Origin of the sequence: Gilliamella apis (assembly GCF_002142155.1) — a bacterium.
Taxonomy (GTDB): Bacteria; Pseudomonadota; Gammaproteobacteria; order Enterobacterales; family Orbaceae; genus Gilliamella; species Gilliamella apis.
In genome coordinates this window covers 21,141-36,663 of record NZ_NASD01000024.1, presented here as the reverse complement: position 1 = coordinate 36,663, position 15,523 = coordinate 21,141, and the positions used below count along the sequence as shown (strand labels likewise).

Genomic DNA, 15,523 nt, shown 5'->3' with positions numbered 1-15,523 from the left:
TAAGCCTGCCGCCAGCGTTCAATCTGAGCCATGATCAAACTCTTCAATTTAAAGTTTGATGCTCAATAACTGTCTCTGACATAATTCAAATGAATCTTCAGTGTCACTTATCAAGACTTAATTTTTTGAGTCCGTAGACTTTTAATTTTTTGTCTCGTAAGTGCCCACACAGATTGTCTGTTTCTTCTTTTTAAAGAGCTGACAGCATTTTAATTTACTTCACAATTTCTTGTTTCAGTTTGCTGTCTCAAGGGCTGCGTATACTACGCTACACCTTTTTATTCGTCAAGATCTTTTTTTAAAATTTTTGACCTTGCTCACTAACACGACCCTTGTCTGCTTGTCGCTGACGCCGTGTCAGTGGATGCGCATTATAGGCACTTCTTTTTTTTTGGCAAGTGATTATTGCAAATTTATTTTTGTTTGTCTTTTTTTTACGCAAGATGAGCTAAAAACAAACTAAAACGATACCTTTTGTAGCAATTTTACCTTTTCAATCATTATTCTACGATTAGATTCTTTAATAAAAGAAAAATCAAACTACAAAATTTAAAATAACTATCTTTAAAATAACTATCCGAGAGCCATAGCTATTTGCTTTTATACATTCAGCTATATAGTCGTACTTTTTATTCTTTTCGATATTCTCTCATCATAAATAGAATAGCAAATATAGTTGTATTATAAATTAATGTACTATTTTATTGATTAACAATCACATCATCCATCATTAAAAATATACAGCATTTAAATTAAACGCTATAGTTTTATTATAATCCTGCTTTAATCTTTTTTGGTAAATCAGCTAAACTATCAATTAACCAATCTGCTTGTGCTAACGCCTCTTCAGTTATTTCATCACCAGTTTTAACTAATACTGTTTTTTTAACCCCAGCCCGTTTTCCTGATAACAAGTCAGAAACCCTATCACCAACCATATAAGAATTTGCAATATCGATATTGAGTTCTTTAGCTGCAGATTGAATCATACCAGGACTTGGTTTGCGACATTCACATTCATCCACTAGTGGATCATGAGGACAATAATAGACACCATCTAAATCAACACCACGATCTTGTAGTGACCAATCCATCCATTCAGTTAAGGTATCAAACTGCTCTTGAGTAAATTTATTTCTAGCAATACCTGATTGATTAGTGGTAATAACTAATAGAAAACCCATCTTTTTCAATTCTTGCATTGCATCAATCACACCATCAATAAAGTGAAATTTATCAATAGTGTGCACATAATTATAATCTATATTAATTGTCCCATCTCGATCTAAAAATATAGCTGGTTTCATGTTTAATCGTCTTCCTTTTATATGGATTTCTTTTCTAGCTTTATATAGGATATTATTGATTGACTTAGATGTCTAGACGTCTTAATATTTATCTATTCATATTTTTGTTGTTATATATCATGATAAAATTAGAACATATCTCAAAGACATTTGAGCAAAATAAAACCATTATTCATGCTTTAAAGGACATTTCGTTACATGTTCCAGAAGGTAAAATTTATGGTGTGATTGGCAAATCCGGCGCAGGTAAAAGTACATTAATACGTTGCGTTAACTTGTTAGAAAAACCAACAAGTGGAAAAATATTTTTTGATAACCAAGATATCACCCATTTATCTAATCGAAAGTTAATTGAAGTTCGTCGAAAAATTAGCATGATTTTTCAACATTTCAATTTACTTTCCTCAAGAACGGTATTTGATAATATCGCCTTTCCTCTTGAACTCAACAGAACCCCTAAAGCGGTCATTAAACAAAAAGTAAATGAACTTATTGCTCTTGTTGGTTTAAGTGAAAAAGCGAATGTTTATCCGGCTAATTTATCTGGTGGTCAAAAACAACGCGTCGCTATTGCTAGAGCATTGGCCAGTGATCCGAAAGTATTATTATGTGATGAGGCAACGAGCGCTCTTGACCCAGAAACAACCCGTTCAATATTAGAATTATTAAAAGATATCAACCAAAAACTGGGCTTAACCATTTTATTAATCACTCACGAGATGGATGTAGTTAAACAGATTTGTGACCAAGTAGCAGTAATTAGTAATGGTGAGTTAGTTGAACAATCTTCAGTTGGCGAGATGTTTTCACATGCAAAAACGGATATTGCAAGACAATTTATTCAATCAACTTTGCATCTTACAATTCCAGATGATTATTTAGCTAGACTTACACCGGAACACAAAGAAGGACTTAATCCGCTAGTTCGTATGGAGTTCACAGGAGTGTCGGTTGATTTACCATTACTGTCTCAAATAGCTAAAGAATTTGAAGTTGATAGTAATATTATTAGCGCTCAAATGGACTATGCTGGCGGTGTTAAATTTGGTTTAATGTTGACTGAAATGAAAGGCAAACAAAAAAGTACAGCATCGGCAATTGCGTTTTTAGAAAAGAATAACACTAAAGTTGAGGTACTAGGTTATGTTTGATTTTATCCCATCATTTAAACCATTTGAATCATTAGTTTTATATTTATCTCATTTTGAATTTTGGTCAGATTTTATTGCTTTTGTATCTTCTTTTGATGGTTTTAGCGAAGCAATGATAATAAAAATAGCACAATCTACCGATGACACTATTTATATGGTTTCCTTGTCTGTATTCTTTGGTCTACTTATTGGTTTACCTATAGGTGTATTGCTTTTTACCACACGTAAAGGGCAGATATTAGATTGTACTATTTTAAATAACCTTATTTCATTTGCTGCGAATTTCTTTCGTTCAATACCATTTATTATATTAATTGTATGGATTCTTCCTTTTACTGCTTTGTTAATGGGGACATTTATTGGCAAACAAGCTGCTGTTGTACCATTAAGTATTGGTGTAGCACCATTAGTTGCTCGGATGATTGAAAATGCGTTATTAGAAGTGCCGAAAGGTTTAATAGAAGCGGCACGCTCTATGGGGGCAACACCATTACAAATTATCTATAAAGTTTTATTACCAGAATCATTACCTGTCATTGTGAATAGTATGACAATTACACTCATCACATTAACTGGATATATTGCTATGGCTGGAGCTGTCGGTGCTGGTGGCTTGGGGCAACTTGCAATACAGTATGGATACATCAGTCATAAACCAGCAATAACAGATTCAGTAGTATATATATTAGTAATTTTTACATTTTTTATTCAATTTTTAGGTAATACTATTGTTAAACGTGTTACCCATCATTAATCATGGAGAGAGTTATGTCTATAAAAAAATTAGCACTAATAACCACACTAGTAAGTGCATTTTTCTTAACCGGTTGTGATAACAAACAAACCACTGCTACTGATAACAAACCAGCAGAACCAGCAAAAGTTAGTCCTTTAAAAGTAGGTGTGATTGCCGGAGCAGACCAAGAAGAAGCCGAAATAGCGCAACAACAAGCAAAAGAACGATTTAATCTTGATGTTGAGCTAGTTATTTTTAATGATTATGTTACGCCAAACCGAGCCTTAAACGATGGTTTAATTGATGTTAATGTATTTCAACATAAACCATATTTAGACGAGCAAATGAAAGGACAAGGTTATAAATTAGCAGTAGTTGGTAATACTTTCGTTTTCCCAATTGCTTCTTATTCCAAAAAACTAAAACCAATCGCAGCTGATGAGCAAGTTGGTGAAGGAGTCAAAGTGACTTCACCTCGTGGTGAAATATTCTTTATTCCTGCTAATTCAACTATTGCTATACCTAATGACCCTACTAATTTAGGTCGTGCTTTACTCTTATTACAACATGAAGGAATGTTAACGGTTGATAAAGCCAAAGGTCTATTACCAACTGTATTAGATATCACCAGCAATCCATATAACTATAAAATTGTTGAACTTGAAGCACCAATGCTGCCACGTTCTTTAGACGACTCACAAGTTGATTTAGCAATAATCAATAACACTTTTGCTGCACCTGCAAATTTAATCCCAAGCAGAAATGGTATTTTTGTTGAAGATAAAGAATCACCATATGTCAATGTTATTGTTTCTCGTGAAGAGAATAAGGACGATGAAAGAGTTAAAAACTTTGTTAAAGCTTATCAATCTGATGCTGTAGCTAAAAAAGCCGATGAAATTTTCAAAGGTGGCGCAATTCGTGGTTGGTAATCCTAAATTAGCAAACTATGAACAACTTACTCTCATCGACTATTGTCGATGGGAGCTGATTTAAAACAATTACACAATAATTTAATAATGACATCGCAATTTGAGCCAATTGGCATCATTTACTCACCCTATACTGAAAAATTTGCTGTACCACGTCAACCGAATCTTGTTACAGCAGCTGAAGGTGAACTACATTTGCTAGATAAATTCAATGATCCCATGAGTATTAAGGGATTAGAACAGTTTTCACATATATGGTTATTATTTCACTTTCATCATATTGATACTAGCAAACAAAAACTAACCGTCCGCCCACCTCGTTTAGGTGGCAATAAAAGTTTAGGTGTATTTGCAACAAGATCACCATTTAGACCCAATAATATTGGGCTCTCAGTCGTTGAATTACTAGATATTATTGTTGAAAACAAGCAGGTGATATTAAAACTAGGTGGATTGGATCTGGTAAATGGTACGCCGATAATTGATATAAAACCCTATTTACCTTATTGTGATAGCCATCCAGAGGCAATAGCTGGTTATGCTCAACAACTTCCAACACAAAAACTTAAGGTAACATTTTCATCTAAAGCTGACATATTTTTACAAAGCCAAACACAGAATTATCCACAACTAAGTGAACTAATTGAACAAGTCATTTCTCAAGATCCGAGGCCAGCTTATAAACAAAAAAGTCTTCATGAACAAAACTACGCGATTACCCTATATCATTTCAATATAACTTGGAAAGTATTAGGACATGAGGCCATTGTGGAAAATATTCACATAATTAGTTAATCATACAGATACTCTTATAAAAATAACTTATTGATGTCGTATGCAGAATATTAATCGATCTATTTGTAAAGATAATTTACAAAAAAGTTATGCGAAACCGATAATATTAATTTGGTGAGTTGAAATTATTTTGATAAATTAACTACGGGTTTAATTCCCTATATTTCACTTTGCCACTAAAATTTTATAACTTTAGTGGCCCTTTTATAACTCAATGATAATTATTACTTTTCTTGTTTCTTAACTCTGCTATATCAATAGCATCGAATAAATAATGTTTACCGCAATAATCACAATGAATATCAATCTTACCTCCATCTTCATTGAGAATATCATCAACTTCGTTAGCTGGTAATGTCATTAAGCTATCTTCGCAACGTTGTCGTGAACAACCACACTTAAACACAATATCATGCGTCTCAAATAAACGAACTTCTTCTTGATTATAAAGACGATATAATATCTCATCAGTTGGCAATTGGAATAACTCATCGCTAGTGATAGTCTCCGTCAATGCACAGAGATGTTCAAATGATTGTTCAATATCTTCATTTGCCGGTAATACTTGTAATAAAATACCTGCTGCCATAGGTTTGTTATTATGAACCCCTGTTTTGACAAATAAACGGGTAGGAAGTTGTTCAGATTGCATAAAGTAATTTTCTATACAACCAATTAAAGTGTCTTTTTCAAGACCAACAATACCTTGATAACGCTCTCCTTTTTTAGGTGTTATGGTAATGACAATATAGCCGTTACCCACCATATCTTTAAGTGTAGCATTATCTGCAATTTCACCATTAACTCGTGCAACGCCACGTAGTTGCTGCTCATTGTTACCATTTACTACCGCTAATGTCAGCGGGCCATCCCCTTGTAATTGTACCGCTATATCACCATCAAATTTTAAAGTCGCGGTTAATAAACTGGTTGCTACTAACAATTCACCTAATAAATTTTGTACAGCTATAGGATAAGTATGGTTTTCTAAAATTGCTTGGTAGGTATTTTCAAGTCGAGTAATCTCACCACGAACCGAATGATTATCAAATAAAAACCGATTTAAAGTATCCATATTAATTCTTGTCGCCTTGTTGTCTATCATATTTAAATTTAATTAATGTTCGCCGCTCTTTTTTATCTGGTCTTCGATCAGGATGCGGCATAGTTAATGCATTAAGTTTTCTAGCCTCAGCAATGTTTTCTCGTTTGGTGATGCTTTCTAAGGTCTCTTGGTAAAGATATTCTGCTTCTCTAGCCGGCCTACGTTGATCACTAATAGCTAAAACACGAATTGTTTTTTGTTCATTGCCCTGTCTAAGGGTTAATATAGCACCAACTTCAACAATTTTGCTTGGTTTTGCTCGTTGACCATTATAGTGGACTTTGCCACCATCAATCATATCACGAGCGATGGAACGTGTTTTATAAAACCGAGCCGCCCATAACCATTTATCTAATCTTACTAGATACATCGTTTCCTCATTTAAAACTAAATAAATCTCAAAACAGATATAAGGATAATTTTATTAAAATCAATGTTGTGAATGAATTGAATACTCATTATCATTGGTAAAAAATGTCCCAGATAGGCTAAATGGTGAAATTTCACCATGTAAATCAACACGATAATTTGATGATTCAGGCGAAGTTTCAACTAACTTCCATCGATTTAACAGTTCACTAGTAATCCCTTTAGCAATAATATGTAATGATTCAAACTCGGTTTGCAAAGGATTTATCGTTGCGGTTGCATCAAGCTGACCACTATTAATTAATGCGCTAAAATTTAATAATGCTCGATGCTGACTATCAAAATTCACCGATAAATTAGGATATTTAACCGCAATTTTATTAATTGTTGCATCATTAGCTTTAAAAAATAACGAGCCTGAATATATGCCAAACTTTTTATCTTCCACTAACCTAATATTGGTTCCTGAAACATTAAAATCTGTGAGATTAAATGGATAGTCAGACTTAGTGCTGATTAACGTACTTGGCAAAACAGTTAGCTGATCAATATCGACTTGACTGAATATATTAGGTAATAACTGTTGTTTTAAGTCATCAGGTAACTGATAATTAATACTAGCTAGTAATAATGTTTGTAAATGTAATGCATTGTTTTTCCAGTTGCCAGTTAAATGGACATTACCATCACTCCACCCTGCGACCGCTTTTAAAATGTCTACTTCATCATCTTTGCAAAATAGTTGCAGTAATAATGATGAAAATATTTCATCAAACCACACAACATTATCAGCACTAATAATGAAATTACTTTGCTGTAACTGCCACTGATTATCATAACCAATGTTAGTTATCTCCATATTACCCTTTTCTATTACTAAATTAGGTAATTGAATATTACTATCAAAGATTGAAAATTCTTGTAATTTGAATTTTGGCAGCTCAGACAAATAGCTATTTAAATCAGTCTCATTATTGGCATTAAAATGTATATTATTTAATTTTAATTGTGCTATATCCAAACTACCATCTGCTAACATTTTTAATTTGCTAACAAAAAAACCATTATCAATATTACCACCTAAATTAGTAATTGAAGTTATACCATCACGGTAATATCCTTGTAATAACACATTATCTACAGCCTTTTGCTTAAACAATACTTGCTGGGCAGTAAAATCAAATTGATATGGTTGTTTACTCGGCAAATCAAACGGTTTTATACCACCATTAATTTGTTGTAACAACAAGGGGGCTTGAGCATTATTCAATGAAAATTTTAAGGTTGTGTTATACAACCGTAACATATTTGCTGTAAAATTCGATTCGCTGATTTGAGAACCATCTAGCGTGGCATCAATGAGATTGATATAGTTAAAATGATGAAGCTGCCACAAATTTTGCTTATCAAAACCAATGATTAATTTGCCAATATTAGCTACTTCTTGCTGATCTTTTTTTACCAATAAATTATCAACGCTTAACTCATAAAAATTAGCAAAGGAATGATTTATTTTACCAATTGTAATAGAATAGGCACCCAGCTTTGATAATTGTTGGCTTACTATTTTGGCACCAAAATTGGTCTGTAACAAAAAATAGCCAACTACAATTAACAACCAGAAAATCGAAAAGAGGATGATTAAACTAAATCGTAATCGTCTCATAAATAAGCTAAATAGTTATAATGAAGGGTTGAATTGTATTACGATACCCGATTTTGACTAAAATAGCACTTGATTTTGCTATAAATGATTTGTTGTTAAACCAGTTTTGAAGTTAATATATAACTAAAGCCAATTGTAACATTAGAATAACAAACCAAATTAATAATTTACCTCTCTTTTGATTAAGATGAACATTTGTTATTCTTTTTATTTATTATATATAGGAAAAAACCGAAATGAAACAGATCCCAATGACAGTAAAGGGAGCCGAATTATTACGTGCAGAACTTGAAGAACTTAAAAATGTAAAAAGACCTCAAATTACTGCCGCTATTGCTGAAGCTAGAGCACACGGTGATTTGAAAGAAAACGCTGAATATCATGCTGCGAGAGAGCAACAAGGATTTTGTGAAGGTCGTATTCAAGAAATTGAAGGTAAATTGTCGCAAGCACAAATTATCGATATCACGAAAGTAAAAAATACCGGTCGTATTATATTTGGTGCTACCGTCACAGTAGTAAATATTGATACCGATGAAGAAACAACCTACCGAATCGTTGGCGACGATGAAGCGGATTACAAACAGAATTTGATTTCAGTTAACTCTCCAATTGCTCGTGGACTTATTGGCAAGGAAGATGGTGATACAGTACAAATTAAAACACCTGGTGGCGATGTTGAATTTGATATTGTTAAAGTTGAATATATTTAATTAAACTGTTGCAAAAAAATAGGGCTATTAGCCCTATTTTTTATTTTGGTAGTGTAATTTTTTTATCTTCACTCGGTCTGTATATCGTAAAAATAGAACCCACCTGTTGTACAGCTAAAGCTTTTGTTTCGCGGATGATAGCTTCACAAATTAGCTTTTTAGTTTCACGATCTTCAGCGGATACTTTAATTTTTATTAACTCATGGAAATTTAAGGCATTTTCAATTTCAGCTAGCACGCCTTCGGTAAATCCATTAGCCCCAATCATCACTATCGGTTTTAAATGATGAGCTTCACTTTTTAAATACTGTTTTTGTTTATTCGATAAATTCATTAATTTTTTATCACATTAAGTTGTAATTTTGCTATTCTACCCTTATATATATTTGTAATCAATTGAAGTGACCTCATTACATTAAGGATTTATTCTCTGTGAGTAACAAAAAACGCTCAGCAAGCTCTACTCGTTGGCTTAATGAACATTTTAACGATCGTTTTGTGCAACAAGCACAAAAAAAAGGCCTGAGATCCAGAGCATGGTTCAAATTAGAAGAAATACAAAAGAGTGACAAATTATTTAAACCAGGAATTACTGTGGTGGATTTAGGCGCTGCACCGGGAGGATGGTCACAATATGTTGCATCCCTCATTGGAAATAAAGGGCGAATTATTGCCTGTGATTTATTGCCAATGGATCCCATCGTTGGCGTTGACTTTTTGCAAGGTGATTTTCGTGATGAAGCAGTATTAAATGCCCTACTTGAGCGAGTTGGTGAAGAAAAAGTACAAGTTGTTATGTCCGACATGGCACCAAATATGAGTGGACAACCCGCTGTTGATATACCTAGGGCTATGTATTTAGTTGAATTAGCATTAGATATGTGTAAAGACGTTCTTGCTCCAAATGGTAGTTTTATCGTTAAAGTATTCCAAGGTGAGGGCTTTGAAGAGTATCTAAAAACAGTAAGATCACTGTTTAAAACAGTCAAAATTCGCAAGCCAGAAGCCTCGCGGGCACGGTCTCGAGAAGTATATATTGTAGCAATGGGGATGAAGTAGCCAGCCGTACAATTTTGTAGTACCATACTTGGTTAATTTTAGTCGTAACTATTAATTTTATGAGAGGTTTTTCTTTTGAACGACATGGTAAAGAATTTACTGATCTGGGGTGTTATCGCCGTCGTATTGATTGCTGTTTTTAGTCAATTCAGCTCAATATCCAATAGCGGTCCTCAAGTCGATTACACCAAATTTAATGCGGATGTAACGGGTGGCAAACTGAAAGAAGTGCATATTAATGGCCGCGAAATTGTTGCTACCACCAAAGGGAGTAATAATTATGTTACTTATATCCCTTATTTAGATGAAAAGTTAGTTGATAATTTGGTGCTAAATGATGTTGCGGTCTATGGCAGCCCAGACGAAAAACCAAGCTTATTAGTTAACATTTTAATCTCGTGGTTCCCGATTATTTTACTACTTGGTTTCTGGTTCTTTATCATGCGCCAGATGCAAGGCGGTGGTAAAGGTGGACCAATGTCGGTAGGTAAAAGTAAAGCTAAAATGTTAACACCTGACCAAGTTAAGACTAAATTTAGCGATGTTGCAGGCAGTGAAGAAGCGAAACAAGAAGTTACCGAAGTTGTCGATTTTTTAAGAGATCCTGGAAAATATCAAAAACTTGGTGGTCGTATTCCAAAAGGTATTTTAATGGTTGGACCGCCAGGTACTGGTAAAACATTACTAGCTAAAGCCATCGCTGGTGAAGCAAATGTACCTTTCTTTAGTATTTCTGGTTCAGACTTTGTTGAAATGTTTGTTGGTGTCGGTGCTTCACGTGTCCGTGATCTATTTGAACAAGCCCGTAAACATTCACCATGTATTATCTTTATTGATGAAATCGATGCTGTTGGTCGTAAACGTGGTGCCGGCTCAATGGGTGGTCATGACGAACGCGAACAAACTCTTAACCAAATGTTAGTTGAAATGGATGGTTTCGAAGCTAATAGTGGCATTATCATTATTGCTGCAACCAACCGTGTTGATATTCTAGATCCAGCCTTACTTCGTCCTGGTCGTTTTGACCGCCAAGTACAAATTGGCTTACCGGATATGAAAGGTCGTGAACAAATTCTAGCTGTTCATGTGCAAAAAGTACCACTTGGTTCTGATGTTAATTTATCGGTGCTTGCTCGTGGTACCCCAGGTTATTCTGGTGCAGAATTGGCAAACCTAGTCAATGAGGCCGCACTATTTGCAGCTCGACGTAACAAACGCTTAGTCACGATGGACGAGTTTGAAGAAGCTAAAGATAAGATCAACATGGGTACAGAACGACGTTCGTTAACCATGACACAAGAGCAACTTATCTCAACCGCTTATCATGAGGCTGGACACGCCATTATCGGTTATTTAATGCCTGATCATGATCCAATCCATAAAGTAACTATCATCCCGCGTGGCCGAGCATTAGGAGTAACATTCTTCTTACCTGAAGGTGATCGAGTTAGTGAAAGCCGAGAAAAATTAGAAGGTGATATCGCCACACTATATGGTGGACGTCTTGCCGAAGAACTGATTTATGGTGTTGATAAAGTTTCAACTGGTGCATCAAACGATATTAAAGTTGCCACTCAATATGCCAGAGCAATGGTTACCCAATGGGGCTTTTCTGATCGTTTAGGTCCGTTATTTTATGAAATGGATGATAATTCATCTTATGGCCGACCAAAAGATATCTCTGATGAAACTGCGCGAATTATTGATGAAGAAGTTAAAAAAATTATCGATCGTAACTTTGAACGAGCACGTAAAATTTTAACTGAAAATATGGACGTACTTCATGCGATGAAAGATGCATTAATGAAATACGAAACCATTGGCGCAAAACAAGTTGCTGATTTGATTGCTCGTAGACCAATTACTGCTCCAGAAGATTGGACTGAAAGTGATGAACAAGCAGCAAAAGAGATACCAAATGAGGGAACAGATATACCACCTCAATCAGAAAATTAATTACGACTAAATCTAAAACGCGCTTCGGCGCGTTTTTTATCATCCAACAGCAATTAATTTTGTAAAATAATAAACCAGTACTAACAATCATACTTCAGCATTACAACAGTGCAATTAGCATTAAAAATATTAATAAAATAAGGCCTAAAATCATGGAAATTCGTTTTCAAAATCACGTAATGGATCTCTCTTTTCCTCAAGTAATGGGAATTGTTAATATGACGCCAGATTCTTTTTCTGACGGCGGTAATTACAACAATCTTGATGATGCTATGCGGCGAGTTGATAATATGATTCAAGCTGGGGCAACCTTTATTGATGTTGGCGGAGAATCAACTCGATCTGGTGCTACTGATGTTTCAACCAGTGAAGAACTTGATCGAGTTATACCGCTAGTGGAAAAAATTGCTCGCTATTTTGACGTTTGGATTTCAGTTGATACATCAAAACCAGAAGTCATCACAGAAGCCGCCAAAGCTGGTGCACATTTAATTAATGATATTCGGGCATTAACTTTACCAGGGGCATTACAAGCAGCTCAACAAACTGAATTACCAGTATGTATTATGCATATGCAAGGTGATCCCAAAACTATGCAAAATGCACCTCACTACCAACAAGATATCTATCAAGAAGTCGATTCATTTTTTGCTGAGCATATCCAACGATGTGTAACTGCTGGTATTGCTCGGGAAAAAATCATCCTTGATCCAGGCTTCGGCTTTGGCAAAACGTTAGCCCATAACTATCGTCTATTGGCGACACTGGAAAAATTCCATCACTTCAATTTGCCTATTTTGGTTGGCATGTCAAGAAAATCAATGGTCGGGCAAGTACTAAATGTTCCCCCTAAAGAACGAGTGTTAGGCAGTGTTTCTTGTGCAGTTATTGCAGCAATGAAAGGAGCGCAAATTATCCGTGTTCATGATGTCAAAGAAACCTTCGATGCCATGCGAATAGTGCAAGCCACATTAGCAGAACAAAATCTATAAATTAGCTGGTATAGATGTAAAAAATATTAAGGAGTCTATACCATTAACTTGCAAATAATATTTCTGTTTTATTAATAGCAATCGAATAACCTCAAAGGTAGGTAAATGCCTACCTTACCTATATTACAATAGTGTTTATCTTCCGAATGACGCAGGTGAATTAAATTCAATAATTTAAAAAATTGAGAATAATCTTGTAAAAAATATTGAGGAGTCTATACCACCATTTTCCTTTTTTAATAAGCAACTCATTTACAATTTAAGATATATCGTTTAAAGCGATTAATATCTGCGATGAAAGTTAAATAATGATGATAAATCTGTTTTTAACTAATCAAGATCGCTATAAATATAAACAATCCTATATAATTATTATTCATAAACGCTTTAAAACAATTTCTTCTATCACGGTCTTTGATTAACCATTGTTGATAGATAAATAGCAATAAGGCGATGATTAAACCAATATAATAAAATTGCTGAAAATGATTGTTTATGCCGATCAATGTCAGGCAAACTAAGGTTATGATTTGCAGTAATCCAATAATAAACTTGTCATAGTCACCAAATAGGATAGCTGTGGATTTGATACCTATTTTAAGATCATCATCGCGATCGACCATAGCATATTCGGTATCATAAGCTATTGTCCAACATACATTAGCTAGACACAGTAACCAACAAGTTATCGGAAATTGAGCTATTGTTGCCGCATAGGCCATCGGAATTCCCCAGCTAAAGGCAATGCCTAAAGTCACTTGGGGTAAATGTGTGTAACGTTTCATAAATGGATAAATCATTGCCGTGATTAATGCAAAACCAGCCATTAACCAAGTTAATTTATCCAAAGTAAGCAATAAACCAAGCGCAATCAGCAGTAATACGAATAAAGTGTATAAGGCATTTTTTTCGCTCAATGCGCCACGCGCGAGAGGACGATTCTTAGTACGTTCGACTTTACCATCAAAATGCCGATCAGCGTAATCATTAACCACACAGCCAGCTGAGCGCATAACGATCACACCAACAACAAACACAACAACAACATGAATAGATGGCGTAGATGTAGCAAGCCAAATCGCCCACAATGTTGGCCAAAGTAGTAGTAAGCAACCAATTGGCTTGTCTAATCGCATCAGTTGTAAATAAGCTAACATAAGTTGTCATTGTCCTGAATCATAATAGGCGGATTATACCTGTTCGTTAAAAAGCTGCAAACAACAGCTATCAATGCATATTTTGGCTTAAATAAATGAGCGCTTTATTTGCTATACAATCAGAGTTATACCATTTGCAAATATTGTTCAGCAATAATCGCTAATGCTCGATAAAATAGACTGACTTGATTTTGTTTTAAGCAATCCAAATACATTGGTGCCCAACTTAAAAAGTATTCGGTCATTAACTGCTGTGCAGCAGCAAGTTGCTGCTTTTCTAGTAGTATTGCATATGCCATTAACATCAATCCAAACTGATCTTCTGGCTCATTCATACCCGTATCAAGAGTCAACCCTTGCTGCTGTAAAAATTCCCGATAGCGTTCTTGTGATTCACCCATTAGTAGTTTTTCTTGATCTAAATAGACTGAACCCCAAGGTGGCGCCGACATAATGCCTTGCCCTTCAAATAATAGTGAAAATTGATATTCTATTTCTGGATGCTGTATCTGAGTGATCAAGATTTGGCATTGTTCAGTTACTAATTGTTGGTTTGGCCAATTTGCTAACTGGTCTAACTGTAATAATCCATCAATTAAACCAGTGACTTGTTTACTGGTAGGCGGATAATAAAAAAAAGCGCCTAATAATTTCGCCAACGTGATAGAAGTCAGGTTATCCAAATTATTCAATCCTATATTGATTAGCCAATTAATTATGCCATTACCATCAATTACCGCACAATTAAACGGTTATCATCCACAAATTATAAAAAGTTATACGTCCGCAAATTTCTGCGATAAATACGCCAATAAAAGCCAATAGATAAATCATTGTCTGATGCTGCTTTCTTAAAATAGCAAATAAAACCAATGTGATAGAAATAATTAATAATGCGCACTGGGCTATTATCCAGCAATATTGATTAGAGGTTAAGTCTGGAGCAATTTCACTCATTAGCTTTAAGTAAGGCATTTTTAATAGCAGAATCAGTAAACTACCAATAAAAAAAGCGCAATAACCTACTCGATATAGTCCTAACCAAGTAACAGCAATTCCTCCCAATACCAACATCGCAGTATACATTTGTATCGCGGTATAACAACTATCCCACGTTTTTATTGTTGCTAACATATAGGTTAATACGATGGTCCAAACAAAAAATAGGCTTAAAATAACCAATATCATCGCCAATAAATAGTTTAAATGCGGTATATGGTTAATTTTTTGGCACAGAGGTTTGATGATTTGTAATTTGGTACTATTTGGATACAAGACAAAATAATTAAGCAATACAAAAGCAAATGTCATAGCAAATAATAAGCCAAAGGTAAAAATTTCATTACTCATTGGTGAACGGCCGATACCAAAAATCACATTGAATGCTCGTAATGGTTGACCTAAATGAAATGAAGCCATCGCCATACCAATCGCCATGAAAATTAACGCTACTGCATTAATTTTTTGAGTGATAGCCAATTTGTTTTTTGAACGATAAACAATATAAAACAAACCACTAAGTAGGATCATTCCTGCGGATAATTGCCCAAATATAGTAAAAAATACCAGTGGAAGTTCATGCATA

At 34.6% G+C, this 15,523-nt stretch carries 16 protein-coding genes; 8 read left to right on the top strand and 8 right to left on the bottom strand.

Going from position 1 to position 15,523, the window contains the following annotated elements:
- Positions 1–770: 770 nt before the first annotated feature.
- Entirely contained in the window at positions 771–1,307 is a 537-nt protein-coding gene (gene gmhB / locus B6C84_RS10020) for a D-glycero-beta-D-manno-heptose 1,7-bisphosphate 7-phosphatase (RefSeq protein WP_065578167.1), read from the bottom strand.
- Positions 1,308–1,426: 119 nt separating this feature from the next.
- Between gmhB and metN the strand changes: the two genes are divergently transcribed.
- The 4 genes from metN (at position 1,427) to tsaA (ending at position 4,921) form a co-directional block, all read left to right on the top strand.
- Entirely contained in the window at positions 1,427–2,458 is a 1,032-nt protein-coding gene (gene metN / locus B6C84_RS10015; protein ID WP_065614159.1) for a methionine ABC transporter ATP-binding protein MetN, read from the top strand.
- A gap of 112 nt (positions 2,459–2,570) precedes the next feature.
- On the top strand, positions 2,571–3,212 hold the full coding sequence (locus B6C84_RS10010) for a methionine ABC transporter permease (protein WP_086354348.1): 642 nt from the start codon (positions 2,571–2,573) through the stop codon (positions 3,210–3,212).
- Between the two features lie 14 nt (positions 3,213–3,226).
- A complete protein-coding gene (locus B6C84_RS10005; protein WP_065614158.1) occupies positions 3,227–4,126 on the top strand; it encodes a MetQ/NlpA family lipoprotein in 900 nt (299 codons plus the stop codon).
- Between the two features lie 84 nt (positions 4,127–4,210).
- On the top strand, positions 4,211–4,921 hold the full coding sequence (tsaA, locus tag B6C84_RS10000; protein WP_370531057.1) for a tRNA (N6-threonylcarbamoyladenosine(37)-N6)-methyltransferase TrmO: 711 nt from the start codon (positions 4,211–4,213) through the stop codon (positions 4,919–4,921).
- Between the two features lie 211 nt (positions 4,922–5,132).
- Here tsaA and hslO read toward each other — a convergent pair whose 3' ends face one another.
- Genes hslO through B6C84_RS09985 form a run of 3 tightly spaced genes read right to left on the bottom strand, consistent with a single transcriptional unit; the run spans position 5,133 to position 8,061 of the window.
- Positions 5,133–5,996 carry an Hsp33 family molecular chaperone HslO gene (gene hslO, locus B6C84_RS09995; RefSeq protein WP_198198689.1) on the bottom strand — a complete coding sequence of 288 codons (864 nt, stop codon included), beginning with the start codon at positions 5,994–5,996 and terminating at the stop codon, positions 5,133–5,135.
- 1 nt (position 5,997) lies between these two features.
- Positions 5,998–6,396, bottom strand: coding sequence for a ribosome-associated heat shock protein Hsp15 (hslR, locus tag B6C84_RS09990; RefSeq protein ID WP_065578171.1), 399 nt, complete (start codon positions 6,394–6,396; stop codon positions 5,998–6,000).
- A 60-nt stretch (positions 6,397–6,456) separates the two neighbouring features.
- The gene (locus tag B6C84_RS09985; protein WP_086361344.1) at positions 6,457–8,061 is read right to left on the bottom strand and encodes a hypothetical protein; all 1,605 of its coding nucleotides are present in this window, start codon (positions 8,059–8,061) and stop codon (positions 6,457–6,459) included.
- Between the two features lie 236 nt (positions 8,062–8,297).
- Here B6C84_RS09985 and greA point away from each other — a divergent pair, with 236 nt between their 5' ends.
- Positions 8,298–8,774: a transcription elongation factor GreA gene (greA, locus tag B6C84_RS09980; protein ID WP_065578173.1), complete on the top strand. Its 477-nt coding sequence runs from the start codon at positions 8,298–8,300 to the stop codon at positions 8,772–8,774.
- A gap of 40 nt (positions 8,775–8,814) precedes the next feature.
- Here greA and yhbY read toward each other — a convergent pair whose 3' ends face one another.
- Entirely contained in the window at positions 8,815–9,108 is a 294-nt protein-coding gene (yhbY, locus tag B6C84_RS09975) for a ribosome assembly RNA-binding protein YhbY (protein ID WP_086354344.1), read from the bottom strand.
- Positions 9,109–9,206: 98 nt separating this feature from the next.
- Here yhbY and rlmE point away from each other — a divergent pair, with 98 nt between their 5' ends.
- The 3 genes from rlmE to folP all read left to right on the top strand — a co-directional run bounded on the left by rlmE (position 9,207) and on the right by folP (position 12,781).
- Positions 9,207–9,833: a 23S rRNA (uridine(2552)-2'-O)-methyltransferase RlmE gene (gene rlmE / locus B6C84_RS09970; protein ID WP_065578175.1), complete on the top strand. Its 627-nt coding sequence runs from the start codon at positions 9,207–9,209 to the stop codon at positions 9,831–9,833.
- A 75-nt stretch (positions 9,834–9,908) separates the two neighbouring features.
- A complete protein-coding gene (ftsH, locus tag B6C84_RS09965; protein ID WP_081298825.1) occupies positions 9,909–11,789 on the top strand; it encodes an ATP-dependent zinc metalloprotease FtsH in 1,881 nt (626 codons plus the stop codon).
- A 152-nt stretch (positions 11,790–11,941) separates the two neighbouring features.
- Positions 11,942–12,781, top strand: a complete 840-nt coding sequence (gene folP / locus B6C84_RS09960) for a dihydropteroate synthase (protein WP_086354343.1) — start codon at positions 11,942–11,944, stop codon at positions 12,779–12,781.
- 326 nt (positions 12,782–13,107) lie between these two features.
- Here folP and ubiA read toward each other — a convergent pair whose 3' ends face one another.
- The 3 genes from ubiA to B6C84_RS09945 form a co-directional block, all read right to left on the bottom strand.
- Entirely contained in the window at positions 13,108–13,938 is an 831-nt protein-coding gene (gene ubiA / locus B6C84_RS09955; protein ID WP_086354342.1) for a 4-hydroxybenzoate octaprenyltransferase, read from the bottom strand.
- Positions 13,939–14,063: 125 nt separating this feature from the next.
- A complete protein-coding gene (locus B6C84_RS09950) occupies positions 14,064–14,621 on the bottom strand; it encodes a TorD/DmsD family molecular chaperone (RefSeq protein WP_217332145.1) in 558 nt (185 codons plus the stop codon).
- Between the two features lie 61 nt (positions 14,622–14,682).
- Positions 14,683–15,522, bottom strand: a complete 840-nt coding sequence (locus tag B6C84_RS09945) for a dimethyl sulfoxide reductase anchor subunit family protein (RefSeq protein WP_165755160.1) — start codon at positions 15,520–15,522, stop codon at positions 14,683–14,685.
- Position 15,523 lies beyond the last annotated feature (1 nt).

What these genes read in the sequence shown, in the direction of transcription:
- gmhB (WP_065578167.1), bottom strand. Translation starts at nt 1,307, where the DNA reads ATGAAACCAGCTATATTTTTAGATCGAGATGGGACAATTAATATAGAT.
- metN (WP_065614159.1), top strand. Translation starts at nt 1,427, where the DNA reads ATGATAAAATTAGAACATATCTCAAAGACATTTGAGCAAAATAAAACC.
- B6C84_RS10010 (WP_086354348.1), top strand. Translation starts at nt 2,571, where the DNA reads ATGATAATAAAAATAGCACAATCTACCGATGACACTATTTATATGGTT.
- B6C84_RS10005 (WP_065614158.1), top strand. Translation starts at nt 3,227, where the DNA reads ATGTCTATAAAAAAATTAGCACTAATAACCACACTAGTAAGTGCATTT.
- hslO (WP_198198689.1), bottom strand. Translation starts at nt 5,996, where the DNA reads ATGGATACTTTAAATCGGTTTTTATTTGATAATCATTCGGTTCGTGGT.
- hslR (WP_065578171.1), bottom strand. Translation starts at nt 6,396, where the DNA reads ATGTATCTAGTAAGATTAGATAAATGGTTATGGGCGGCTCGGTTTTAT.
- B6C84_RS09985 (WP_086361344.1), bottom strand. Translation starts at nt 8,061, where the DNA reads ATGAGACGATTACGATTTAGTTTAATCATCCTCTTTTCGATTTTCTGG.
- greA (WP_065578173.1), top strand. Translation starts at nt 8,298, where the DNA reads ATGAAACAGATCCCAATGACAGTAAAGGGAGCCGAATTATTACGTGCA.
- yhbY (WP_086354344.1), bottom strand. Translation starts at nt 9,108, where the DNA reads ATGAATTTATCGAATAAACAAAAACAGTATTTAAAAAGTGAAGCTCAT.
- folP (WP_086354343.1), top strand. Translation starts at nt 11,942, where the DNA reads ATGGAAATTCGTTTTCAAAATCACGTAATGGATCTCTCTTTTCCTCAA.
- ubiA (WP_086354342.1), bottom strand. Translation starts at nt 13,938, where the DNA reads ATGTTAGCTTATTTACAACTGATGCGATTAGACAAGCCAATTGGTTGC.
- B6C84_RS09945 (WP_165755160.1), bottom strand. Translation starts at nt 15,522, where the DNA reads ATGCATGAACTTCCACTGGTATTTTTTACTATATTTGGGCAATTATCC.